The following is a 23,455-nucleotide window of genomic DNA, read 5'->3' on the forward strand; positions in this document are numbered from 1 at the left end:
GTGTCATGCCGAACGATCCTCAAACAGGGCGGCCAGACCGAAGAGACGGTTGCCGATCAGCACCAGCGCGAAAATCACCACCAGAACCACTGTCGAGATGGCAAAGGCGAGCGGATAATTCGCCACCCGCATCACGTCATTGATCATCACCGTCACGATGGAAGCCCCCGCGCCGCCCAGCATCTGCACCTCGGTCGAGGAGCCGCAGACCATGACGAAAACGAACAGAAACCCGGCAAACAGACCTGAGCGGGTCAAAGGCAGGAGAATGGTGAAAAACCGGCGCCAGAAACCGGCGCCAAGATCCTCAGCCGCTGCCAGCACCGTTTGATCGACCCGGCGCATGGATAAAAGCAGCGGAAAGGTGGCGAAGGGCAGATAGGAGGCAATCAACCCGACAATCACGGCAAAATCGCTGAACAGCAGCCAGTCGATCGGCGCATGGGTCAGGCCGCTTTCCTGCAACAGCGTGTTGATCACCCCCGTTCGCCCCAGAACCAGCCGCCAGGAAAAGGCGCGGATCAGATAGGAGGTGAAAAACGGGATGGTCATCAGGCCGAGCAGCAGCGGACCCCAACGCTTGCTGCCGAGAAAATGCACGGCATAGGCTGCGGGATAGGCAAGCAGAAGACAGATGATCGCCGTCAGCGCCGCCTTGAACAACGTGGCGACAATCACGCTCCAGCGGCCCGCCTGCAGGATTTCGCCATAGGCGGCCACACTGAAATCCGGCTTGATCCAGTAGGTCACCGGGTCCCAGGTCCAGAAACTCCAGTTCACCACCACCATCAGCGGCAGCAAGCCGAACAGGATGAGTGCCACAAGCGGCGGCAGCATCAGAAACAGGCCAGATCGCGAAGGCATGAAGTCATCCGGTCATGAAATAGAAGGGAAGAAGGCCGCAGAAAGAGGATCCGCGGCCTTATCTGATTTACTGATTATGCATTGCGCAGCTTCTGCCACCATTCTTCATAGAGCTGGAAATTGTCCGGGCGGGCATTCTGCCAGAACACCTTGCCGGCAAACTTGGCCTTGACGTGGTCGGCCAGGCCCTTGACATCGGCCACCTTGTATTCGTCCGGATGGGCCTTGGCATAATCGACATTCTTGTCGGTCGGCACCAGATAGCCGCGCGTCTTGCCCAGTTCGCAGCCATAGAAGCCGTCGAGCAACCCGTTGACGAACTGGTGGGCGGCATCGGTCACGCCGCGTTCTTCCGCACCCTTGAGCAGCACGGTGTTGTTGGCCCAGCCTTCATAGCCTTCGACCGGTACGGCATAATCGACCTGAAGCCCGCGCTTGCGGCCTTCATAAACGATCGGCTCCCAGCCGGTCATGGCGTCGACTTCCTGATTGGCAATCAGCTGAACGCCCTGCTCCCAACCATTCCAGAAGGTGCGGAACTGACCGTCCTTCTTGTGCTTGATCAGGAATTCCATGACCATGCCGAGTTCGGATTCGGAGAGATTGCCCGGATCCTTGATCGGCTTGTTCAGACCTTCCTTGAGATAGATGGCGGTGAAGATAGCGCTGTTGATCCAGGCATCTTCCATGGCCACCCGGCCCTTCAGCTTCGGATCGAAGATCACGCTGTAGCTGTCGACTTTTCCGAGCTTGTCAGGGCGGTAGATGATCGAATCAGCATTGACCACGGTTGGAATGCTGTATTGCTTGCCATTCTGCTTGAGGTAAGGAATGTCACGCGCCCATTGCCACAAGCCGTCAAAATTGGCGATCTTGCTGACATCCCAGGGAATGATCTTGCCCTGACGCGCCAGTTCCTTTTCAGCGCCGCCCTGAAAGCCGCCGACGTCGAAAAGATCGTTGGCATTGCCAGCGGCAAGACGGGCAATGATCGGCCCGAGATCGTTACCATTATCGGTAAATTGCGGCATGACGCCGGTTTGCTTGGCAAATTCCGCCCATTTATCGCCGATATCAAGGGTCGCTGTTGCCCAAAAAGCAACGGATTTCTGATCGGCTGCGCGCGAAAGCCCCGGCAGCGAAAGCCCGCCTGCCGTCAGCGCCAGACCGCCCGCCCCTGCCAGCTTCAAAAACGAGCGACGCTGGAGATTGCTGCGGTCGGCGGAGAACCCACCTGGAAAATATTTCGTCATGCTATCCTTCCCTTTTCAAGTTTACCCCATGAATTTTTAACGTCGTCACGAGACGGCTTGCTCCCCTGTCAGGAGGGCCGCCTCCGGTTTCAACGCAATCTCGATTTCCTGTCCGGTGGCAAAGGCGGGTGCGTCGCCCGAAAGCGTCATCGTCACCGTCTGCCCGTCTGCGAAAGCAAGGGAAATATCGCGCGAGAGGCCGCGAAAGGCCGTTGTCTTAACGGCAAGCTTCAGCGTCCTGCCGGGCACATCCAACGCCGGCCAGACCATGCGGTCGGCGCGCAGCACAATCTGCGCCCGGTCTTTCGGCGTGGCGGATAAACCGGGCGTGATATCGATGGGCTGACCGGCAACAATCGCCCTGACCCCGCCATCCCCAGCCGTCTCGATCCGCTCGGGCGTCAGAATATTGTCCATGCCGACAAAGCGGGCAACGAAGGCATTGGCAGGGTTTTTGAAAAACTGCTCGGGCCGGTCAATCTGCTCGATCCGGCCCTTATGCATGATCGCCATACGATCGGAGAGGCTCAGCGCCTCATCCTGATTGTGGGTGACCAGCACGAAGGTCGCGCCGGTGCGTTTGTGCAGCCGGCCGAATTCGTCGCGCATCTGCTGGCGCAGACGTTCATCGAGCCCGGTCAGCGGCTCGTCGAGCAGCAAAATTCCAGGCTCCATCACCAGAGCTCGCGCCAAGGCCACACGCTGGCGCTGGCCGCCCGAGAGAAGATTGACATCACGATTGCCAAAGCCGGCAAGATCGACCAGTTCCAGCGCGTCGTCCACCCGGGCTTGCAGTGCCTGCCGCCCCAACCCTTTCAACTTCAGGCCGTAACCGACATTTTGCGCAACACTCATATGCGGGAAAAGGCCAAGTCCCTGAAACACCGTATTGACCGGACGCAGATTGGCGGGAATTCCCGCCATATCCTTGCCGTCGAACAGGATGCGGCCCTGATCGGGCCGATCGAAGCCGCCGATCATCTTCAACAGCGAGCTTTTGCCACTGCCGGACGAACCCAGCAGGGTAAAAAATTCGCCTGCCGCAATCTCAAACGACAGATCGTCCACGGCCTGAACCTCGCCAAACCGCCGGCTGACATTGTCGATTGCAATCGCGATGGCCATGTCAGACGTCCGTTCCTGCCGCTTCCCGGATGATCAGTATGCCTGCTTCCGTCTGCACCAGTTCCTGTCCGGCCAGAACAAGAGTTGTCGACGTCGCTTCCTCGACAATCAACGGTCCTGCAACGACAATGTCAACTGGCAATAGCGGACGCTGATACACGGGGCAGGCAAGCCAGCCGGCGTCTGCGCCGAAATAAACAGATCGTGTGCCGCTTTTGGCGCTCTCCAGGTCGCATTCCTTGCGGGCAATCTTCGGCAGGGAGATCACATGGCCGGTCAGAACGCTTTCCAGATGTAACGTCGTGACTTCCAGCGTGGCGTGATCGAGACGGAAACTGTAGGCTCGTTCATGGGCGGCATGAAAGCGCTCGGCAAAGCTTTCTGCTGTGTCGTCCAGCAGGAAGTCGGTGAAAACCCCGTGTTCCTGCCCCTGATAACGCGCCTCCACCTGATAGGTGAAGCGAATATCGGCTTCCGGCCCGGAAGAGAAATAGGCCACCGCCTGACGCTCGATCGCCTTGAAACGGGAACGCAAGTCATCCATCACATCCTCGGACAGGACAGAAAACCAGGTTTCACGGAAATCGGCCCGCGGCTCGGCAGCCAGCATCCCCCAGGCAGAGAAAATGCCCGGATGCGGCGGCACGGCAACGGATTTGACCTGCAAATCCCGCCCAAGATGGGCAGCAAGTGCTGGACCTGCCCCGCCACTGATCACCAGAGCCGCCTCGCGCGGATCATGGCCACGCTGGATCGTCACCAGTTTCAGCGCATTGATCATGCTGGCATGGGCAATATCGGTAATGGCGCGAGCCGCATCCTCGATAGACATGCCGAGAGGTCCGGCAATGGTGGCAATGGCCTGCCGCGCCTTGTCCTTGTTCAGCGGCATCGAACCGCCGGCGAAATTCTCCGGGTCGAAGATACCGAGCGTCAGCAGCGCATCGGTCAGTGTCGGCTTATCCCCGCCCCGGCCATAGCAGGCGGGGCCAGGCTGGGAACCGGCACTTTCCGGTCCGACCCGCAATGCCCCGCGCGCATCGATCCAGGCAATCGAGCCGCCGCCCGAGCCGATTTCGACGATATCGACCACCGGCACCTGCACCGGATAACCGGGTGAAATGCGGGTATGCTCCAGCCGGTAATCGCTGTTGAGGCGCGGACGGCTGTCCTGGATCAGCGAACATTTCGCCGTGGTGCCTCCGACATCGAAATAGAGGACATCATTTTCGGCCAGCGCCTTGCCGATGCGCGCCGCACCGGAAATGCCGCCGGCTGGCCCTGATTCCACCAGCGTCAACGGATTGCTGATCGCCTGATCGAAGGTGGAAATGCCGCCATTCGACTGCATGGCATAATAGGGGCAGGTCAGGGCGTGCCGATTGAGGGCAAATTCCAGCCGCTCGAAATAGTTCTGGATGATCGGCTGCACATAGGCATTCAGCACCGTGGTATTGGTGCGTTCATATTCGCGCCATTGCCGCGACACCTGATGGCTGGGGCAGATGGTGGCGAAAGGCAGAGCATCGGCCAGAATGCAGGCGCAGAGCTTTTCATGCTCGGGATTGGCATAGCTGTGGAGGAAGAGGATGGCGATGGCATCGACATCTTCCTCCTCGCAAGCGCGAATGATCGGCTTCAGATCGTTCAGCACCAGCGGCTCGACGACATTGCCGCTCGCATCCATGCGCTCGCGCACCTCGAAGCGCAGATGGCGCGGCACGAAGGGATCAGGGCTTTGAAATTGCAGATTATAGAGATCGGGGCGATTGCCTCGGCCAATCTCCAGCACGTCGCGGAAACCGGCGGTCGTCACCAGCGCGATCTTTGCCCCCTTGCGCTCGGTGATGGCGTTGATCACCGTGGTGCCGCCATGGGCGAAGAAGGTAACGTCACGGATGCGCAGACCATCCTGACGCTCGCTCATGTCGATGGCCGACATGACGCCTTCCGATTGATCATGGGTTGTTGTCAGGCTTTTCGCCGTGAAGATTTCGCCGGTGCTGTCATCATAGCCGACGAGGTCGGTAAATGTACCGCCAACATCAGTTGCCAAACGGATCATGTGATTACCTCCCTGTGAAACCATAGAGATCGGCAGCGATCTCCGGGGTGACGAAACCATTTTTCAAGTCATTGAGAACCAGAGCGGCGGACCGCTCCCCGGGCGGGCCCCAGCCACCGCCGCCGCCGGTAACGATGCGCACGATATCGCCCCGCACGAGCGGGATATGGGCCTCGCGGCCATAAGCATCCGCAGCGCCCTTTCGTGACAGGCGTTCAAGGCGGTTGAGCGAACCCTCCTCGCCGCCATCCATGCCCCAGGGCCGGGTTCTGGTGCGGCCAAAGCTGCAATAAGCCGATGCCGTGCCGCTGAGAATTTCATATTCGCGGACAATGCCGAAGCCGCCGCGCTGACGGCCAGCGCCCGCACCGCCCTCGACATTGAGCGCATAGCGGCGAACCCGAATCGGAAATCGGGCTTCGATCACCTCGACCGAGTAATTATAGGTATCGCCATCGGTGAGGGCGATCAGGGCGCTGGCGCCGTCACGCTCAGCACTTGCCCCCCAGCCGCCATGCTGCGGCTCGATATGAATGAAGTCATGCCCGTCATCCGATTGGCCGGCGATATAAACGACACACAGGCTGGAATAGGAACCGGCGGAAAAGCGGGCGGGCGCAATCGGTGCCAGCGCTTTCCACACCAGTTCGGAGGCGTGAACGGAGCCTTCATAATACCAGCCGGTCGGTGACGGTTTTTGCGCAGTGAAAATCGTGCCGTCCGGGGCAATGACCGTCAAAGGCCGGAACCAGCCGGCATTCGAGGGCGCCTGCGGGCCAACAAGCGCCTTGAGAATGGTGCGCACTGCCGATTCCAGCGCGCCTCGGGCGCAGTTGATCGGGCCCTGGACCGCTTTCGGGCAGCCGGTGAAATCCGCCGTCAGACTGTCGCCCTCGATGGTCACGGCAACCTGAACCGTGATCGCCGCATCACTGATCCCATCGCCGTCGATGACATCCTCGGCCCGGTAGACGCCATCCGGCAGGGCCGAAATTGCCGCCCGGCTCAACCTTTCGCTTGTGTCGAGCAGATGCTGGAACGCCCCCTCAACAACAGAGGCCGAATATTTTGCCACCATTTCATCCAGCCGGCGCGAGGCGACCCGTACGGTGGCGATCTGCGCCGTCAGGTCGCCCAGAGCGATATCCGGCATACGGACATTTTCAGCGAGAATATGCAGGATATCATTGGCGAGTGCGCCCTTACGGGCAATCTTCACGCCCGGCAAACGCAAACCTTCCTGAAACACCGAGGTCGCATTCGGCGCAAGGCTGCCTGGAACCGAACCGCCGACATCGAGATAATGCGCAACATTGATGGCATAGGCCAGCACCTTGCCATCTGCAAAAATCGGTTTGACGATGGCAAAATCACAGGCATGGGTTCCGCCGGCATAAGGATCGTTGGTCAGAAGGATGTCACCTTCTTCCAGCGCATTGCCAAAGCGGGCAATCAGGCTTTTTACCTGGCGGTCGAAGGTGCCGGTAAACAGCGTGATGCCGTTCATCTGCGCCACCAGATCACCCTCTGCCGTCAACAGGCCGCAGGCAAAATCGAGAATCTCATAGATAACCGGACTCATGCTCGTGCGCGCCATGACGATGCCCATCTCGTCGACAATGGCGATAAGCTTGCCTTCGATGATCTCCTGCACCACAGGATCGAAAGAAGAAGCACTGGTCAGCATGAGTTCGTCCGCCCTCTCAAATGTCAGGTCAGATTACGCCTGCAACCTGCGAGCGACCAGCCTGCCGGATGGGTAGCCGTGTGCCGCACCACCCCACCCGAATGGGTAGGCGCTTTCCGTCTTTTCGCGGATGGTTTCAGGCTCTTGTCGTTGCAATCAAAGCGGCGGACCACTGAAATCGATTTCAAGCGAACGCCATCATAAACAATCGCTTATATGCTGGAGCCTGTCACAGTGAAGCCTATTTGCCACGGCGGGCTTTATGGCGTCGTGCGCGCTGCTTTGCCAAATGCGGCATTCAATCCCGGTTGCATCAATGCTACAGCAGGGTCAGCGTTGACGGCCAGACGTTTCAATCCGCCTTTCGACCCGCCTGATGCTCAACTGATCAACCCCGCCTTGCGGGCGGCGGTGACGGCGGCGGTCCGTGTGCCGACGTTGAGTTTGACAAAAATGTTGCGCAAATGAAACTTGATGGTGTTATCGCTCAAATCCAGTTTTCGGCCAATTTCCTTGTTGCTGAAACCGGCGCTGAGCAAGGCAATTACGTCTTGCTCCCTGTCTGTCAGGATTTCAACGGTCGACGGCTCAGGGGTGGCGCTTGCCACAGAGCCTGCTTTCGATGGCTCCATCAGCCGGAACAGCCGGCTGCCAAGCCCACCCGAGCTGCCAAGCGTCTGGGCAGCCTGACGGAGCTTGGCCAGAAAATCCTTGTTTTCCATCCAGATCAGCGCCCGATACTGTTCAATCGGCGTGGTCAGCATCAAATCGGTCAAACGGCTCAACATCATGGACTCGCGGTTTTCCGCAGCCAGCAACCGGATATCCAGAAGCACAAGCTCAATGGAACGCGGCACATGCGGCTTGCTGGCCTGAAGGGACATCATCCATTCATAGATTTCGCGCGCCTTGGCAATCTCACCCTGGCCAAGATAGATACGGGTCCACAACAGAGCAGGCGTGCTGCCGCGCAACTGCACGGAAAAATTGTTGTATTTTTCGTCAAAGGCTGTCGCACGGGCAAAACCATGGGCCTCGGCATAACGGATACCGTGATCCACTGCACCCGTCTCAATCAGCCAGCGTGCTCTGCCGCTATCGGTCAGGCGGCTCAACCGGTCAAACCCGCGCCGCCGTGCCGTGAATTTCATCCGGCCAATCACCTCGTCGGCCCGGTCCAGATCGCCCTTCAACCGGCAAATAATCTGTTCGGCGCAAAAGCCGGCAGCCAGAAGATCGAACCAGGCATCATGACGTTCCAGATGCGGCAAGGCCCAATCCAGCGCCTCCTGCGCCAGGGTACAATCGCACCGCGCGGCCAGAAGCTCCGCCTTCAGCACATGGCCGACAGCATCCAGATCGGTATGCCGGCCGATATGGGTTTGCGTCTCGAGGATCAGCCGGTCGTAAGCCTCTTCCGCCTGGGCGCAATCCCCGTTGAAAAAGAAGGCCTGGCCGATATGAGTGTAAAGATGCATGGCGCCGAAATCAGCCCCGCCATCGCGAAAAGTTCTGATGGCACGCTGGCCATAATGCAGTGCCCGATCCAGCTCGCTGCGATCGAGAAAATTATAGCTCAGCATGTTGAGAACCAGCGCCCGGTGCACCAGTTCCCGGCACGCCGCCCCGGTCAGATCATGTTCGAGGGCTGAGAGATCCTCCAGATTGGCGGCGCGGTCGAAATAAAGCGCCAGAAGCACCCGAACCACCCGCAGATCCTCAGCATAATCGCCCGTCCCGACGATCGTGGACCGTTCAGCCAACGCCATGTAATGGTTGGCGGCATCAAGCTGGCCCGCCTTGGCGTTGACAACTGCAAGGCCCAGCGTCGTCAGGGGAAACCGGTTCAGCTCAATTGAGGCGGCATTGCCGAGAATGGTGTTGAACAGATTGGTGCCGCCGCGCGTCGTCTTGTAAACGCGCCGCCAGCCGCCAGCCCGTTCGACGATCGCCGCTGCCATATTGGCATCGCCGCTCAAAAGCGCATGGCGCACGGCAGCATCGAAATCCTCTCTCTGCTCAAACCAGCGCGCTGCCGCCTGAAGCACTGTTCGATCGGCCAGACCGCGGCGGGCGGCTTCTTCCTTGAGAAAACTGTGAAACACCGGATGATAGCGGATCCAGCCCTCATCCCCGCCAAGATAGGTTACCGGAAGGGCAAATTCGCCCAGATGCGCAATCATCGCCCCTGCCGCCGGGCACTCACTCACCCCTTCGAGCAGTCCCCGGCTGAAGGCGGGAAAAGGCGATGTGTGGATCAGAAAGGCCTGCACATCTTCCGGTAAATTGGTAAAAACCTGCTCGGAAAGATAGCTGCCCATCTCGGCATTGCGCCCATCGAAAGCTGAAAACAAAAGGTCGCCATCGCCTTTTTCGGCAATCAGCATCCGCACCATCTGCAACGCCACGGCCCAGCCTTCGGTGCGCCGGTTGAGTTCGATGATCTTGTCCCGGCTCAGCCCCGCTTCACGGCCTTGAAAAAAGGCCGCGACCTCCTGATCGGTAAAGCTCAGATCCTCGATACCGATCTGCTTGTATTCTTCTCTCAACCGCAAGGAAGAGACCGGAAACCGGGGCGGCGTGCGCGACACCAGCACCAGCTTGACATGCTCAAGGCTGCGGTCCGCCAGAAGTTTGGCCAGAATGGTTTCCGTGGCATCCGTCTGGGCGAAATGATAGTCATCCAGAAACAGGATCAACGGCTCGCTCCAGCGCCGCAGCCGTGTTGACAGCACAGACAGAACCGAGGCCGTCGTCATGGAGCCGACATCCAGCACGCCAGCGCTTTCATTCTGCAAAGAGGCAAGGCCATCGAGCATCAGCAGCAGAAACGCCATCTGGTCGCCATGTTCCTGATCCAGCGACAGCCATAAAAGAGACAGGCCAAGCCGCTTCAGATGCTCATACCATTGCACAGCAAGCGATGTCTTGCCGTATCCGGCTGGCGCAACAATGGCCGTGACACGCTTGAGACCGAAACTCTCAAGACGTTCCACAAGAGCACGACGCTCTATGGCATGGGGCGCGCTTTCCGGCGGCTGGAATCGTCTGTTCAAGGTCATGTCGCGATACGCTCTGCCACCCTTTGTTATGCAGCGAGTTCAACTTACAGCAATCGGCCAGTTTTGACACGATCTATATGTATTTTTTCTGAAAAGACCACCAAAATAAACAGAACTTGCGAAACCCATAAATATATAGGGATTTATTTATGAAGGACAGGCGCGCTTAACCAAGCCAATAAATGTGTGTATCTTGACATCATCTGCATAATAAAATCCACTAAAACAGTCTTTTCTTTTAAAACCTGAACCAAGATCGGAAAGTAGTTCAATCGAAAAACTTTTATACTCTGCATCGAGCGCAACAATTCGCGCATCCTCAAACCAGAACATGCGCCGCACGAGTGGATAAAGACACTTGAAAAGGCTTTCCTTGGCGGAAAAAATCAAGGTTGCAAAGGTTTGCGGGTTCAGATTTTCTGGCTTGAACACCCATTCTTCCGGTCGGCAGATCTTGTTTTTTACGGTCTGCATGACGTTTTCCGTCATGATTTCTTCGGTATCGATACCAAGACCTTCCCAATCTTCATTTCGTGCGGCAACGGCGGCAGCAAAACCCTTTGTGTGGGTGATCGAGCCGATCAGCCCGTCAGGCCAGACGGGCTCCCCCCTCTCGCCTGCTGCAACCTGATGACCAGCGACGCCGCAAAGCCCTTCAATCGCGCGCATGGCACACAGCCGGCCGGCCACATATTCTGCCTTGCGTTTGGCCACGGCATTTTTCATCTTTTCCGGCAAAGCGATCCCCTCTGCAGCGGCATCGCCATCCCGAAATGCCTGAGGATCGAACTGAAGCGCCGAGGCCTTCACCGTGGCGGGAAAAAAGGGAGCAATCTCAAGCGAACTGAAAAAACTCATAGACCATCCAGAAGCAGGTGAAACCAGATCGAACACGCGACAAGACCATCTCATCACCGCCGATCACAGATAAAATTCAGCGTTACAGACGCTCCGTCAATCATCCCCGCTACAATTTCAGCCCTGACGGGCTGCTGCAATAATGGTTTCGGCCTCCTGCCTGTCCATCTCCAGCACCTGCTTCACCAGGGAAAAGCCAAAGCCCTGCCGGGCCAGCGCCGCCATTTCACGATTGAGGCGGGTTGGGTCGGCCTCCTCCCGGCGAAAGGCGCCATAGGCGCGCTTGCGACAGTAAAGCACGGCGGCCCAAAGCTCGTTCACATCCTCGGCGGCTGATCGGGCAAGATCGGTTTCAATGCCTTTGATCCCCAGCATCTGCGCAACAGCCCGGCGGGACTTTCCCCCCAGCATGGCGGAGCGCGCCTTGACGTCGGCATAGGTCCTGTCATCGATCGCGCCCATCGACTTGCCAAAGCAGACGGCCTCATCGGCAAGAACGGCAAGCGCCTCTTGATCGAGACCTTCGAATTTCTGCGCCGCCTTGCGGGAGATGGCCTCCCGCAGCTGCTTTTCGCTCATCATCCGGCGACTGAGCCGATAGGCGGCAGAGTTTCGCGCCCAGCTCAACATCCGCTCGCTCACAGCCGCCGTTTCGCTCTCATCCATCTCAGGCTCCGTCGGCAAATGCCTTCAGCGCCTCACCCGCCAGCCTGTAGCGCACCCATTCACTCTGCGGCTCGCCACCGACCGAGCGATAAAAGCGGATGGCAGGCTCATTCCAGTCGAGAACCGACCATTCAAACCGGCCACAACCCGTTTCCACCGCGCGTTTTGCCAGATAGCGCAGCAAAAGCCTGCCGCCACCGCTGCCGCGCGCGGCAGGATCGACATAAAGATCTTCGAGATAAAGCCCCTTGCGTCCCTGCCAGGTCGAATAGCTGTAAAACCAGACGGCAAAGCCGACAGCATCGCCATTCTGTTCCAGGATGGCCGCCTCGGTCACGCTGCCGGGGCCAAACAGGCTCTCACGCAAACTGGCTGGCGTTGCCACCACCTCATGCTCCGCCTTTTCGTAACGGGCAAGATCGACAACGAAGCGAAAGATAACATCCGTATCCTCAGCCGTTGCAGGCCGGATGCTAAAGGCATCAGTCATGATCATACCGGCAGCTTATTCGAAGGCTTGCCACCAGGATCGACCGGTCCCGGAAACTTCGGCGGCCTTCTTGCGCGCTTTTTCCTTCTTTTCTTCCGGCACGCCCAGATCGTTCAGCTTGGAAGGATCGATCTCGGTATAGGCGGTCGGCGGATCGGACAAAAGCCGGCGCTGATCGATATAGGAACCCTGCTGCAGCTTGCGCGCCTGACGGAAGGCTTCCCACTTCTGCTCTTCGGTCATTGTGCCGTTCTTGCCATAGCCTTCAAGCAGCGGCGAACGGTAGCTTGGGTCATTGGAATGGGCATCGGCCTCGGCGACAAGACGCTTGCGGGTGTCTTCCGGCGATTCCACCCATTCCGGGTTGTTCGAACTGGCCAGCGACTGCTGCGGCTTGACCAGATCGCTGTCATCGCCCTTGGGCGGCAGAACGAGATCCGGGCGCGGGTTGTATTTCACTCCCGCATCTGTCGGCTTGCTGGACAGGGAGACCGTCGAGCCAAGGTCATCCGTCAACTGCTCGAAGGCGGTCTTGTCCGTTCCGTAGGTTGGACTGCTGACACAACCACTCAAGGCCGTACATGCGGCAGCGACGCCAAAAAAAGCAAGCCCTGTGCGAACTATCCGTGCCTTCACCATGAATTCCTTCCAGCCTCTCCGACCGTCCCCCCAGTATCTTTCAGGCGACACTTCTCGCCTGAAAGACAATTCCGGCCAATTTCAGGCAGCTTTTACCGGATTAGCAGCAAAAGCGCAAATCATGCGTCAGAGAAAGCCTCAGCGCGCGGCTGCCAGTTCTCTCAGCGCCGCCGCATCGCGGGCCGACACATCGGGATAATCCGGATCGGAGCCGACATCATCGGTCATCCGCCAGGAACGGGCGCATTTTTTGCCCTTTGCCAGCGTCGGCTCGACGGCCACCTTCGTGCCATCCTCCAGCCGGAAGGCGCCGCTTGGCCCCTCACCTTCGACAATCGAGATGCCGGAGGTGATGCAGATCTCCGCAAAATCCAGTCCGGCAAGCGATGCCATCAGGGTTTTGTCAGCAATATGCACAATAGGTGCCGCTTCCAGCGAGGAGCCGATGCGCTTGTCCTTGCGCTCCACTTCCAAAGCACCGGTGACGACACGGCGCACGACGCGCACATGTTTCCACTTTTCCGCCAGCGCCTCGTTCTTCCAGTCTGCCGGGATTTCCGGGAACTGTTCGAGATGCACCGAAACCGCCTGCGGATTGCGCGACAGCCAGGCCTCTTCGGTGGTAAACGGCATCATCGGCGCAAACCACAACACAAGGCAATCAAAAAGCTTGCGGATGACGTAAAGCGCCGTGCGGCGACGCAGCGAAGACGGCGCATCGCAATAAAGCGCATCCTTGCGGATATCGAAATAGAAGGCCGACAGCTCGACATTGGCGAAATCGGTCAAGGCGCGGGTGATACGCTTGAAATCGAAATCGTCATAGGCCTTGCGCACCAGTTCATCCAGCTCGGCCAGCCGGTGCAGCATCAGCTTTTCCAACTCCGGCAGATCGGCATAGGCAAAGTCATCGCCCGTATCATGGGCAAGCGTGCCGAGCATCCAGCGAATGGTGTTGCGGATCTTGCGATAGGCGTCGATATTGGTTTGCAGAATGGTTTTGCCGAGGCGCTGGTCTTCGCCGTAATCGGTGTTCATCACCCAAAGACGCAGGATATCCGCACCCGACTGCGCCATGACATCCTGCGGCACAACCGTATTGCCGAGCGATTTCGACATCTTGCGGCCCTGCTCGTCCATCGTAAAGCCGTGGGTGACCACAGCATTATAGGGCGCACGGCCACGGGTGGCGCAGCTTTCCAGCAGCGAGGAATGGAACCAGCCGCGATGCTGGTCTGAGCCTTCGAGATAAACGTCGGCAGGCCATTTCAGATCGGGCCGGTCTTCCAGCGTAAACGTGTGGGTCGAGCCCGAATCGAACCAGACATCGAGAATGTCGCGCACCTGGCTCCAGCGGTCCTGATCGTCACGACCAGCCAGAAAACGCTCCTTCGCGCCGTCTGCAAACCAGGCATCCGCGCCTTCAGCCTCAAAGGCCTCGATGATGCGGGCATTGACCGTATCATCGACGAGGATTTCGCCCTTGTCATCGACGAAGATGGCGATCGGAACGCCCCAGGCGCGCTGACGGGAAAGCACCCAGTCCGGGCGGTTTTCGATCATGGCGCGCAGACGGTTCTGCCCGGCAGCGGGCACGAAACGGGTCTCGTCAATGGCGTTCAGGGCGCGGGACCGCAGCGTCGAGCCATCGCCGAAATCCTTGTCCATATGGACAAACCATTGCGGCGTGTTGCGGAAGATCACCGGCTTTTTCGAGCGCCAGCTATGCGGATATTCATGCTTGATCCGGCCACGGGCAAACAGATTGTTGGCGGCAATCAGCGCCTCGATCACACGCTTGTTGGCATCGCCCTTCTTGCCGTTGTCGTCCATAACGCGGGCAGCACCGCCTTCAGCCGAGGGGCCGAAACCGGGAGCGTCTTCGGTGTAAAAACCGTCATCGCCGACGGTGAAGGGGATTGTGGAGGAAATGCCACGGGCTTCCAGCGCACGCGCATTGTCCATCCAGGCATCGAAGTCTTCGCGACCATGGCCGGGAGCGGTGTGAACGAAGCCTGTACCGGCGTCATCGGTGACGTGATCGCCATCGAGGAGGGGAACAGGGAATTCGTAGCCGCCGCCCAATCCCTTCAAGGGATGGTCACATGTTATGGCTGCAAGTTGTCTAGCCGTTACATCTTGCAGACGAATGTATTCTAACTTTGCCTTTGCAAAGCAATCAGCGGCAAGCTTGTCTGCAAAAATCAGCTTTTCACCTGGCTGCGGGCCAAATTCATTGGCAGCTGCGGTGACTTCATAGAGTCCATAGCTGATCTTGGACGAGAAGGAAATCGCCCGATTGCCCGGGATGGTCCAAGGGGTTGTCGTCCAGATGACGACGAAAGCACCGGCAAAATCATCTTGAGTCATCACTGATTCAGGTAGTGATGACGCAGGTGCCTCCCTTGAACTAAAGGGCGCGGCAAATCTCGACTCTGGAATCGGAAACTTCACCCAGATCGTATCACTTTCGACCTCGTGATACTCCACCTCGGCCTCAGCCAGCGCCGTGCGCTCGACCACCGACCACATCACAGGCTTGGAGCCGCGATAGAGCTGGCCGGACCTGGCGATTTTCAGCAGCTCACCGGCAATCCGCGCCTCAGCGTGGAAATTCATCGTCGTATAGGGATTGTCGAAATCGCCTTCGATACCAAGGCGTTTGAAATCCTCCGACTGCACCTTGATCCAGCCGCTCGCGAAATCACGGCATTCCTGACGGAATTCGTTGATCGGCACCTCGTCCTTGTTCTTGCCCTTCTCGCGGTATTTTTCCTCGATCTTCCATTCGATCGGCAGACCGTGGCAATCCCAGCCGGGAACATAGTTCGAATCAAACCCGCGCATCTGGAAGGAGCGGGTGATGACGTCCTTCAAAATCTTGTTCAGCGCATGGCCGATATGGATATTGCCGTTGGCGTAAGGGGGGCCGTCATGCAGCACGAATTTTTCGCGACCGGCGGCGGATTCGCGCAGTTTTTTGTAAAGCCCCATCTCCTGCCAGCGCTGGACCAGTTCCGGCTCTTTCTGCGGCAGGCCAGCGCGCATCGGAAAATCGGTTTCGGGCAGGTAAAGGGTCTTGGAATAGTCTTGCTTATCAGTGGTATCGGTCATGATCTCGCCATGGAATGGGCGCGAAGGCGCGCCGGATAGAAAAACACGGTCGCTGAAAGGGCGGGCGCTGATGCCACGCCAAAAACCCGGACCCTCCGGCTACATCTCAAGCGCGGAAGGCCGGGCCAATAATTCGCCCAGAAATTCGAAAGGCTATGGTCGACCGGAGTGTTTTCATGGTGGCGATTGTTTAAGCGTTTTCCCGGCGAAAGAGAAGCGAAAAAACAGAAGCAAAAGGCAGCCGTAGCGATTGATTGCTACGGCTGCCCGAATCCTCGGAGTAAAGGCGGTAATCAGGCCCGCGCCACGGCCTTGGCCGGGGTGACGAGATTGACCACGACGGCAACGATGACATTGGCCGCCAGCGCCAGCAGGCCGGTATAGACCGTAACCGGCGCGCCGCCGAAGCTGACGGCATGGAGCGGCTTCAACCCGTCCATCCAGACGAACCAGGTGCCGCCGAAGAAGCCGACAATCCAGCCCGAAAGCAGCGCAGGCGCACGGAACCACGGGGTAAACAGGCCGAAAATCAGCGCCGGAAGCGTCTGCAGGATCCAGATCCCGCCCAGCAATTGCAGATCAAGGGCAAATTGCGTCGGCAGGAACAGGATGACCAGAAGCGCGCCGACCTTGACCACCAGCGAGGTAATCTTGGCCACCTGCGCCTCACCCGCATGGGAAACATTCGGGTTGACATAGGCCTTCCAGAAATTGCGGGTGAAGAGATTGGCGGCGCCAATGCTCATCACCGCCGCCGGTACCAGCGCACCGATGGCAATCGCCGAGAAAGCGAAACCGGCAAACCAGCTGGGGAAGAGCGTGGCGAACAGTTGCGGCACCACCTCATTCGGTCCCGACAGTTTCAGCCCCGCCGCATGGCCCATATAGCCGAGCAGGGCAAGAAGACCGAGCAGCAACGTATAGGCCGGCAGAAGCACCGCATTCTTGCGAATGGTGTTGCCGCCATTGGAGGCGAAAATACCGGTCAGCGTGTGCGGATACATGAAGGCGGCAAGCGCCGAGCCGAGCGCCAGTGTCGCATAGGCCACGTATTGATTTGACCCCAGCAGCAGCCCGCCCGCGCCCTTGGCGTGGAAATCGGCATCAGCCATGGCAAAGACATTGGCATAGCCACCCAGTTTCAGCGGAATGGCCGCCACCGCCGTCAGCACCACGATATAGATCATGATGTCCTTGACGAAGGCAATCAGCGCCGGGGCGCGAAGCCCTGCCGAATAGGTATAAAGCGCCAGAATCAGGAAGGAGATCATCAGCGGCACTTCGCCATGCAGGCCAAGCGCCTTCAAGACCGCCGCCATGCCGACGAGTTGAAGCGCAATATAGGGCATGGTGGCGAGAACGCCGGTCAGCGCCACGGCCAGTTCCAGCGCGCGCGAGCCATATTGACCATGCACGACATCGCCCGCCGTGACATAGCCATGCTCCTTGGCGCGCTTCCACAGAACCGGCATCACCAGAAAGACGAAAGGATAGACGACGATCGTATAGGGCAGCGCAAAGAAGCCGTAGGCGCCAACCGCATAGACCAGCGCCGGAACGGCAATCACCGTATAGGCGGTGTAAAAATCGCCACCAACAAGGAACCAGGTGATCCAGGTGCCGAATTTGCGCCCGCCAAGGCCCCATTCATCGATATGGGCAAGGGTTTCGGGCTTGCGCCAGCGGGCGGCGATAAAGCCCATCACCGTGACGAGCAGGAAGAAGAAGATAAAAACAGACAGCGCGGTCACATTGATATCAGTCATCGCTCTTCAGGCTCCTATAGGCAACATAGATGAGGAGCGAGGTGATCGGCACCCACAGGAGCTGATACCAGTAGAAAAACGGAAAGCCGAAAAGGGACGGCTCCCGGAAATTGTAAAACGGAACCCATAACAGGCCGATATAGGGAATGATCAACAGCCAGCAGGCCGTCGTCCACACAGGTTTTTGCATAAAAGCCTCCCGGGCTCATCTCTGACGGCTCCCCCGCCAGCCTTAAGCTTTTCGCAAAGCTTTCCGGCCCGCAACACAAAACCCGGCAAAAACATGACTTTCAGCAAATTAACCACAAAAAATTAAGGATGGCCCGGCCTTTTCATCGGCATGAACCACCCTTTTTGATTGAAATCGGGGAAGATGTTCAGGCTGCGGAGGAAAAATGCGCTTCGCCGCTCATCAGCTCGACCGTCATGGATGCGGGAGCGCGGCGAATATCCTCAAGGTGATCCTTGCATTCCTTCGAAATGAATTTCAGCGCGGCTTCCTCGCTGGCGAACAATCCGCCAAGCTTTTCGGTCGTGTCCTGAAGGACCCAGCAGCCATGTTGATCGCGGCCAATGGTAAAACGGGGAACGGACCGGAAAAGCGAACGCTGATCGACAAATTCATTCATGACACGTACTCCTTATTTCAAGTGACAGGCTTTTCGCGCGACAAAGATCTTTCGGCAAAATGGACGGGGGTTTTCTCATACAGAAATCCCCCTGAAACACCCGTGGTCATTCGGCAGGACTGCCCTGCATTAAGTGCATGGCCGGGAAATCGCTTTCAAAAAGCAATCGCCTCATCCAATGCACCAAGTGGCGTAACACCTGAGAGCAGCGCCCGCGCCTCCTCTTCATCCTTTCGGATCTGGGCGACCAGCGGATCGAGCCCGGAAAATTTCCATTCGTCGCGCAGATGGCCGAAGAAGGAGACGGCGCAGACCTCGCCATAGAGATCGCCGGAAAAATCGAAGACGAAGGTTTCCAGCAGTGGCACGCCGCTTTCCGTCACGGTCGGGCGATAGCCGAAACTGGCAACACCGTCGCGGATGACGCCATCGGGGCGACGCAGCCGCACGGCATAGATACCGGGCCGGAGAGTCGATTCGGCTTGCAGCGCCATATTGGCCGTTGGAAAGCCCAGCGTGCGGCCAAGCTGCTGGCCCTTGATCACCTCCGCCTCGACCGTGAAGCGATAGCCGAGCAGGCCGTTGATTTCGCCGATTGCCCCATCTGCGAGCAATGCACGGATACGGCTTGAAGAGACGACCTCGGCATTTTCATCACGGAAAGCATCGAGCAATTTGACGCCGAAACCGAAGCGCTTGCCCGCCTCGATCATATAGGCAGGCCCCCCTTCCCGCCCCTTGCCGAAATGAAAATCGAAGCCGGTCACCACATGGGACGCCCCGATCCAGTCGATCAGGATAGAGCGGACGAAATCCTCGGCCGAACGGCGTGAAAAATCGAGATCGAAGGGATATTCGATCACCGCCTGAAAGCCCATGGCCTCCAGCAATTTTGCCCGCAAGGGCGCGGGCGTCAGGCGAAACACCGGCTTTGCCGGATTGAACACCGAGCGCGGATGCGGCTCGAAGGTCAGAACCAGCGCCGGAACCTGCTTTTCCGCAGCAATAGCCAATGCCCGCTCGAGCACCGATTGATGCCCACGGTGAACGCCATCGAAATTGCCGATCGCCACCACACCGCCTTTCAGCGCATCCGGCAGCTGCATTTTCATTTCATTGCGGTGAAAAACGGTCATGGCGATGTTCCGTCAGGCCAGGCGCGGCATAAAGTAGTGTGGTGAAACCCCTTCACGCGCCAGATAGGCCTTCAGGGCCGACTCGTCGGTGTCACCATTGACGGTATATTCACCCGCATGGATGCCGCCAGATACATAGAGAAGGTCAAGACCGGCATTGGCCGCGCCGCGAACATCGGTCGGCATGCCGTCGCCGATGGCGATGATGCGGCTGCGGTCGATCTCAGTGCCCTTGATCTCGGCGGCTTTTATAAGGGCTGCTTCGTAAATCGGGCTGTGTGGTTTGCCGGCATAGCGGGTTTCACCGCCCATTTCGGCATAGATGGCGGCCAGAGCACCGGCGCAGGGCACAAGCCGGTGGCCGCGCTCCACGATCAGATCGGGATTGGCGACAATCATCGGCAGATCGCGCTGGCGCAGGCCCGCCAGAAGGTCACGATACTCTTCCGGCTGCTCCTCTTCATCATTGAAGAGACCGGTGCAGATGATGCTGTCCGCCTCTTCTGCCGCAACCAGCTCGATATCGAGCCCGTCAAAGAGCGAAAGATCCTGGCTCTGGCCAATCAGGAAGGCGCGGCGCGGGGCTTTTTCAATCAGTTTTCTGGTCACATCGCCGGAGGAGACGATGGCGTCATAGGCTGTTTCCGGCACGCCGATCTGATCGAGCATCGCCTTGACGCGGGGCGACGGACGCGACGCATTGGTGATCAGCACGACGCAAAGGCCTTCTGCACGCGCCTGTGACAGGGCTTTTCCGGCCGCCGGAAAGGCATCGACGCCATTGTGCAGCACGCCCCAGACATCGCAAAGAGCAAGGTCATACTGGCCGGCGACATCGAGAAAGCGGTTAAGACGCTGGATCATGCGAAACTTCCTGAACGGCGTTGCAAAAGAGATAGCAGCCGTCACATGGCAAAGGACGCCCGCAATGGCAAGTTTTTTCGCAGGCCCGAGCCTTAAACCCGGCCCATTTGACCGGCAGAAGAAAAAGCGCAATTTTTTGATGCGCCATTCTTGACTCGCCGTCTTCCCGTTCTTATCTCTCTGCCGCTAGCACTCGAAGCATATGAGTGCTAACATCATTCATGCAGCCCCTCAGGGTTGCTCATGTCATTTGATCGAGGGATTAGACAATGGCAAGCACCAATTTCCGCCCCCTTCACGACCGCGTTGTTGTCAAGCGCGTTGAGTCCGAAGAAAAGACCAAGGGCGGCATCATCATTCCGGACACCGCAAAGGAAAAGCCGGCTGAAGGCGAAGTGATCGCTGTTGGCCCCGGCGCCCGTGACGATGCAGGCAAGGTTGTCGCGCTCGACGTTAAGGTCGGAGACCGCATCCTGTTCGGCAAGTGGTCCGGCACGGAAGTGAAGATCGACGGCCAGGACCTTCTGATCATGAAGGAAGCCGACATCATGGGCATCATCGGCTGATTTGCCGGATCGCCCCTTTTCCCCAATCTGAAAATTCACCAATGGGCCATAACGCCCGGGAGTTTTAAAAATGGCACCTAAAGACGTCAAGTTTGGCCGCACAGCCCGCGAAAAGATGCTCAAGGGCGTCGATGTTCTCGCAGACGCCGTCAAGGTCACCCTCGGCCCGAAGGGTCGTAATGTCGTCATCGACAAGTCCTTCGGCGCTCCGCGCATCACCAAGGACGGCGTTTCCGTCGCCAAGGAAATCGAACTGGAAGACAAGTTCGAGAACATGGGCGCACAGATGGTCCGCGAAGTTGCTTCGAAGACCAACGACATCGCCGGTGACGGCACCACCACCGCAACGGTTCTGGCTCAGGCCATCGTGCGCGAAGGCCAGAAGGCCGTTGCCGCCGGCATGAACCCGATGGATCTGAAGCGCGGTATCGATCTGGCCGTTGCCGAAGTCGTCAAGGACCTCGCCGCCAAGGCCAAGAAGATCAACACTTCGGAAGAAGTTGCCCAGGTCGGCACGATCTCGGCCAATGGCGACGCGCAGGTCGGCAAGGACATTGCCGAAGCCATGCAGAAGGTCGGCAACGAAGGTGTTATCACCGTCGAAGAAGCCAAGACCGCTGAAACCGAACTGGAAGTCGTTGAAGGCATGCAGTTCGACCGCGGCTACCTGTCGCCCTACTTCGTCACCAATCCGGAAAAGATGGTTGCCGATCTGGAAGATGCTTACATTCTCCTGCACGAGAAGAAGCTCTCCAACCTGCAGGCCATGCTGCCGGTTCTCGAAGCCGTCGTTCAGACCGGCAAGCCGCTCCTCATCATCGCTGAAGATGTTGAAGGCGAAGCTCTGGCAACGCTCGTGGTCAACAAGCTGCGTGGCGGCCTGAAGATTGCTGCCGTCAAGGCTCCGGGCTTCGGCGATCGCCGCAAGGCCATGCTGGAAGACATCGCCATCCTCACCGGCGGTACCGTGATTTCCGAAGACCTCGGCATCAAGCTCGAAAATGTCACCCTCGACATGCTCGGCCGTTCCAAGAAGGTCTCGATCTCCAAGGAAAACACCACCATCGTTGATGGCGCCGGTCAGAAGTCCGATATCGAAGGCCGCGTTGCCCAGATCAAGGCTCAGATCGAAGAAACCACCTCGGACTACGACAAAGAAAAGCTGCAGGAGCGTCTTGCCAAGCTCGCTGGCGGCGTTGCCGTTATCCGCGTCGGCGGTGCAACGGAAGTCGAAGTCAAGGAACGCAAGGACCGCATCGACGACGCTCTGAACGCAACCCGCGCTGCCGTTCAGGAAGGCATCGTTCCCGGTGGTGGCGTTGCCCTGCTCCGCTCCTCGACGAAGATCCAGGCCAAGGGCGCCAATGACGACCAGGAAGCTGGCGTCAACATCGTTCGCCGCGCCCTTCAAGCTCTGGTTCGCCAGATCGCTGACAATGCCGGTGACGAAGCCTCCATCGTTGTTGGCAAGATCCTCGAAAAGAACGACGACAACTACGGTTACAACGCCCAGACCTCTGAATATGGCGACATGATAGCCATGGGTATCGTTGACCCGGTCAAGGTTGTTCGCACCGCTCTGCAGAACGCTGCCTCGGTTGCTTCGCTGCTGATCACGACGGAAGCCATGATCGCCGAACTGCCGAAGAAGGAATCTGCTGCTCCGGCCATGCCGGGCGGCGGTATGGGCGGCATGGACTTCTAAGAAGTCTCGAGCTCTTTCGAATGGGGGGCGGTCCAATCGGGCCGCCCTTTTCGTTTCAAGGGCCGCCCATCATTTTGAGTGGTTCAGTGCGACAAGCGCACTGAACTGCGGCATGGACTTCTAAGAAGTCTCGAGCTCTATCGAATGGGGGGCGGTCTAATCGGGCCGCCCTTTTCGGTTCAGGGGCCGCCCGTGATTTTGAGTGGTTCAGTGCGACCAGCGCACTGAACTGCGGCGTGGACTTCTAAGAAGTCTCGAGCTCTTTCGAATGGGGGGCGGTCCAATCGGGCTGCCCTTTTCATTTCAGGGACTGCCCTTGATTTTGAGTGATTCAACGCGGGCGCTCGAAAGCCGAGCGCAGCCCTTCCACTCTCTGCCGACACATGCAGCCTTCGATATGGTCGTTGACCAGCCCCATTGCCTGCATGAAGGCATAGACCGTCGTTGGACCGACAAAGCTCCAGCCGCGCTTTTTCAGGTCTTTCGACAGGCGGATCGAGGTGGGTGAGGTGGGATTGGCCTTGAGCGTGACATAGTCCATCCGTGCAGGCCGCTCTTGCGCGTCCGGCTCAAAGCGCCAGAAATAGGCGGCGAGAGAGCCGAATTCTGCCTTCATCTCCAAAGCCCGTCTGGCATTGTTGATGGTTGAGACGATCTTGCCTCGATGACGGACGATACCGGGATCGGCAAGCAGGCGCTCGACCTCCTGATCGTCGAACGCTGCCACTTTTTCAAAATCGAACCCGGCAAAAGCCGCGCGAAAATTCTCCCGCTTGCGCAAGATCGTTAGCCAGGACAGGCCGGATTGAAAACCTTCCAGACAGATTTTCTCGAACAGTCGATGATCGTCACGAACGGGATGGCCCCATTCTTCATCATGATAGGCGCGATAATCGGCAAGCCCGCCATGCCAGAAACAGCGCAGCTTTCCTTCCTCATCGGCAATCAGGCCTGTCTCGTTCATCC

Annotated in this window: 19 protein-coding genes; 2 read left to right on the top strand and 17 right to left on the bottom strand. The window is 58.3% G+C overall.

Annotated elements, in window-relative coordinates; all coding sequences use genetic code 11:
* Positions 1-3 precede the first annotated feature (3 nt).
* The 16 genes from NAC44_RS17360 to NAC44_RS17435 all read right to left on the bottom strand — a co-directional run bounded on the left by NAC44_RS17360 (position 4) and on the right by NAC44_RS17435 (position 20,218).
* On the bottom strand, positions 4-864 hold the full coding sequence (locus NAC44_RS17360) for an ABC transporter permease (protein ID WP_250942816.1): 861 nt from the start codon (positions 862-864) through the stop codon (positions 4-6).
* A 74-nt stretch (positions 865-938) separates the two neighbouring features.
* Entirely contained in the window at positions 939-2,117 is a 1,179-nt protein-coding gene (locus NAC44_RS17365; RefSeq protein ID WP_250942817.1) for an ABC transporter substrate-binding protein, read from the bottom strand.
* Between the two features lie 45 nt (positions 2,118-2,162).
* Positions 2,163-3,242 carry an ABC transporter ATP-binding protein gene (locus NAC44_RS17370; protein ID WP_250942818.1) on the bottom strand — a complete coding sequence of 360 codons (1,080 nt, stop codon included), beginning with the start codon at positions 3,240-3,242 and terminating at the stop codon, positions 2,163-2,165.
* Position 3,243: 1 nt separating this feature from the next.
* Positions 3,244-5,307, bottom strand: a complete 2,064-nt coding sequence (locus NAC44_RS17375) for a hydantoinase/oxoprolinase family protein (protein ID WP_250942819.1) — start codon at positions 5,305-5,307, stop codon at positions 3,244-3,246.
* A 4-nt stretch (positions 5,308-5,311) separates the two neighbouring features.
* The gene (locus tag NAC44_RS17380; RefSeq protein WP_250942820.1) at positions 5,312-6,994 is read right to left on the bottom strand and encodes a hydantoinase B/oxoprolinase family protein; all 1,683 of its coding nucleotides are present in this window, start codon (positions 6,992-6,994) and stop codon (positions 5,312-5,314) included.
* A gap of 380 nt (positions 6,995-7,374) precedes the next feature.
* Positions 7,375-10,056 carry a winged helix-turn-helix domain-containing protein gene (locus NAC44_RS17385; protein WP_250942821.1) on the bottom strand — a complete coding sequence of 894 codons (2,682 nt, stop codon included), beginning with the start codon at positions 10,054-10,056 and terminating at the stop codon, positions 7,375-7,377.
* A 147-nt stretch (positions 10,057-10,203) separates the two neighbouring features.
* The gene (locus NAC44_RS17390) at positions 10,204-10,950 is read right to left on the bottom strand and encodes a 4'-phosphopantetheinyl transferase family protein (RefSeq protein WP_250942822.1); all 747 of its coding nucleotides are present in this window, start codon (positions 10,948-10,950) and stop codon (positions 10,204-10,206) included.
* 81 nt (positions 10,951-11,031) lie between these two features.
* Positions 11,032-11,580, bottom strand: coding sequence for a regulatory protein RecX (locus NAC44_RS17395; RefSeq protein ID WP_250942823.1), 549 nt, complete (start codon positions 11,578-11,580; stop codon positions 11,032-11,034).
* 1 nt (position 11,581) lies between these two features.
* A complete protein-coding gene (locus NAC44_RS17400) occupies positions 11,582-12,070 on the bottom strand; it encodes a GNAT family N-acetyltransferase (protein WP_250942824.1) in 489 nt (162 codons plus the stop codon).
* A 15-nt stretch (positions 12,071-12,085) separates the two neighbouring features.
* Positions 12,086-12,709 carry a hypothetical protein gene (locus NAC44_RS17405; protein ID WP_250942825.1) on the bottom strand — a complete coding sequence of 208 codons (624 nt, stop codon included), beginning with the start codon at positions 12,707-12,709 and terminating at the stop codon, positions 12,086-12,088.
* A gap of 138 nt (positions 12,710-12,847) precedes the next feature.
* A complete protein-coding gene (gene ileS, locus NAC44_RS17410; RefSeq protein ID WP_250942826.1) occupies positions 12,848-15,823 on the bottom strand; it encodes an isoleucine--tRNA ligase in 2,976 nt (991 codons plus the stop codon).
* Between the two features lie 293 nt (positions 15,824-16,116).
* The gene (mctP, locus tag NAC44_RS17415) at positions 16,117-17,589 is read right to left on the bottom strand and encodes a monocarboxylate uptake permease MctP (protein WP_250942827.1); all 1,473 of its coding nucleotides are present in this window, start codon (positions 17,587-17,589) and stop codon (positions 16,117-16,119) included.
* Positions 17,582-17,779, bottom strand: coding sequence for a DUF3311 domain-containing protein (locus NAC44_RS17420; protein WP_250942828.1), 198 nt, complete (start codon positions 17,777-17,779; stop codon positions 17,582-17,584). The genes mctP and NAC44_RS17420 overlap by 8 nt, the downstream gene beginning before the upstream one ends.
* 187 nt (positions 17,780-17,966) lie before the next feature.
* Complete coding sequence (locus tag NAC44_RS17425) at positions 17,967-18,218, bottom strand: hypothetical protein (RefSeq protein WP_250942829.1); 252 nt, start codon at positions 18,216-18,218, stop codon at positions 17,967-17,969.
* A gap of 155 nt (positions 18,219-18,373) precedes the next feature.
* The gene (locus NAC44_RS17430) at positions 18,374-19,354 is read right to left on the bottom strand and encodes a bifunctional riboflavin kinase/FAD synthetase (protein WP_250942830.1); all 981 of its coding nucleotides are present in this window, start codon (positions 19,352-19,354) and stop codon (positions 18,374-18,376) included.
* Between the two features lie 12 nt (positions 19,355-19,366).
* Positions 19,367-20,218, bottom strand: a complete 852-nt coding sequence (locus NAC44_RS17435; protein WP_250942831.1) for a TIGR01459 family HAD-type hydrolase — start codon at positions 20,216-20,218, stop codon at positions 19,367-19,369.
* A gap of 269 nt (positions 20,219-20,487) precedes the next feature.
* Between NAC44_RS17435 and groES the strand changes: the two genes are divergently transcribed.
* Together groES and groL are read left to right on the top strand one after the other, a co-directional pair.
* Entirely contained in the window at positions 20,488-20,784 is a 297-nt protein-coding gene (groES, locus tag NAC44_RS17440) for a co-chaperone GroES (RefSeq protein WP_250942832.1), read from the top strand.
* 70 nt (positions 20,785-20,854) lie between these two features.
* A complete protein-coding gene (gene groL / locus NAC44_RS17445; RefSeq protein ID WP_250942833.1) occupies positions 20,855-22,489 on the top strand; it encodes a chaperonin GroEL in 1,635 nt (544 codons plus the stop codon).
* Positions 22,490-22,820: 331 nt separating this feature from the next.
* Here groL and NAC44_RS17450 read toward each other — a convergent pair whose 3' ends face one another.
* On the bottom strand, positions 22,821-23,453 hold the full coding sequence (locus NAC44_RS17450) for a DNA-3-methyladenine glycosylase I (protein WP_250942834.1): 633 nt from the start codon (positions 23,451-23,453) through the stop codon (positions 22,821-22,823).
* Positions 23,454-23,455 lie beyond the last annotated feature (2 nt).

It is taken from the genome of Allorhizobium sonneratiae (assembly GCF_023700755.1).
Classification (GTDB): Bacteria; Pseudomonadota; Alphaproteobacteria; order Rhizobiales; family Rhizobiaceae; genus Allorhizobium; species Allorhizobium sonneratiae.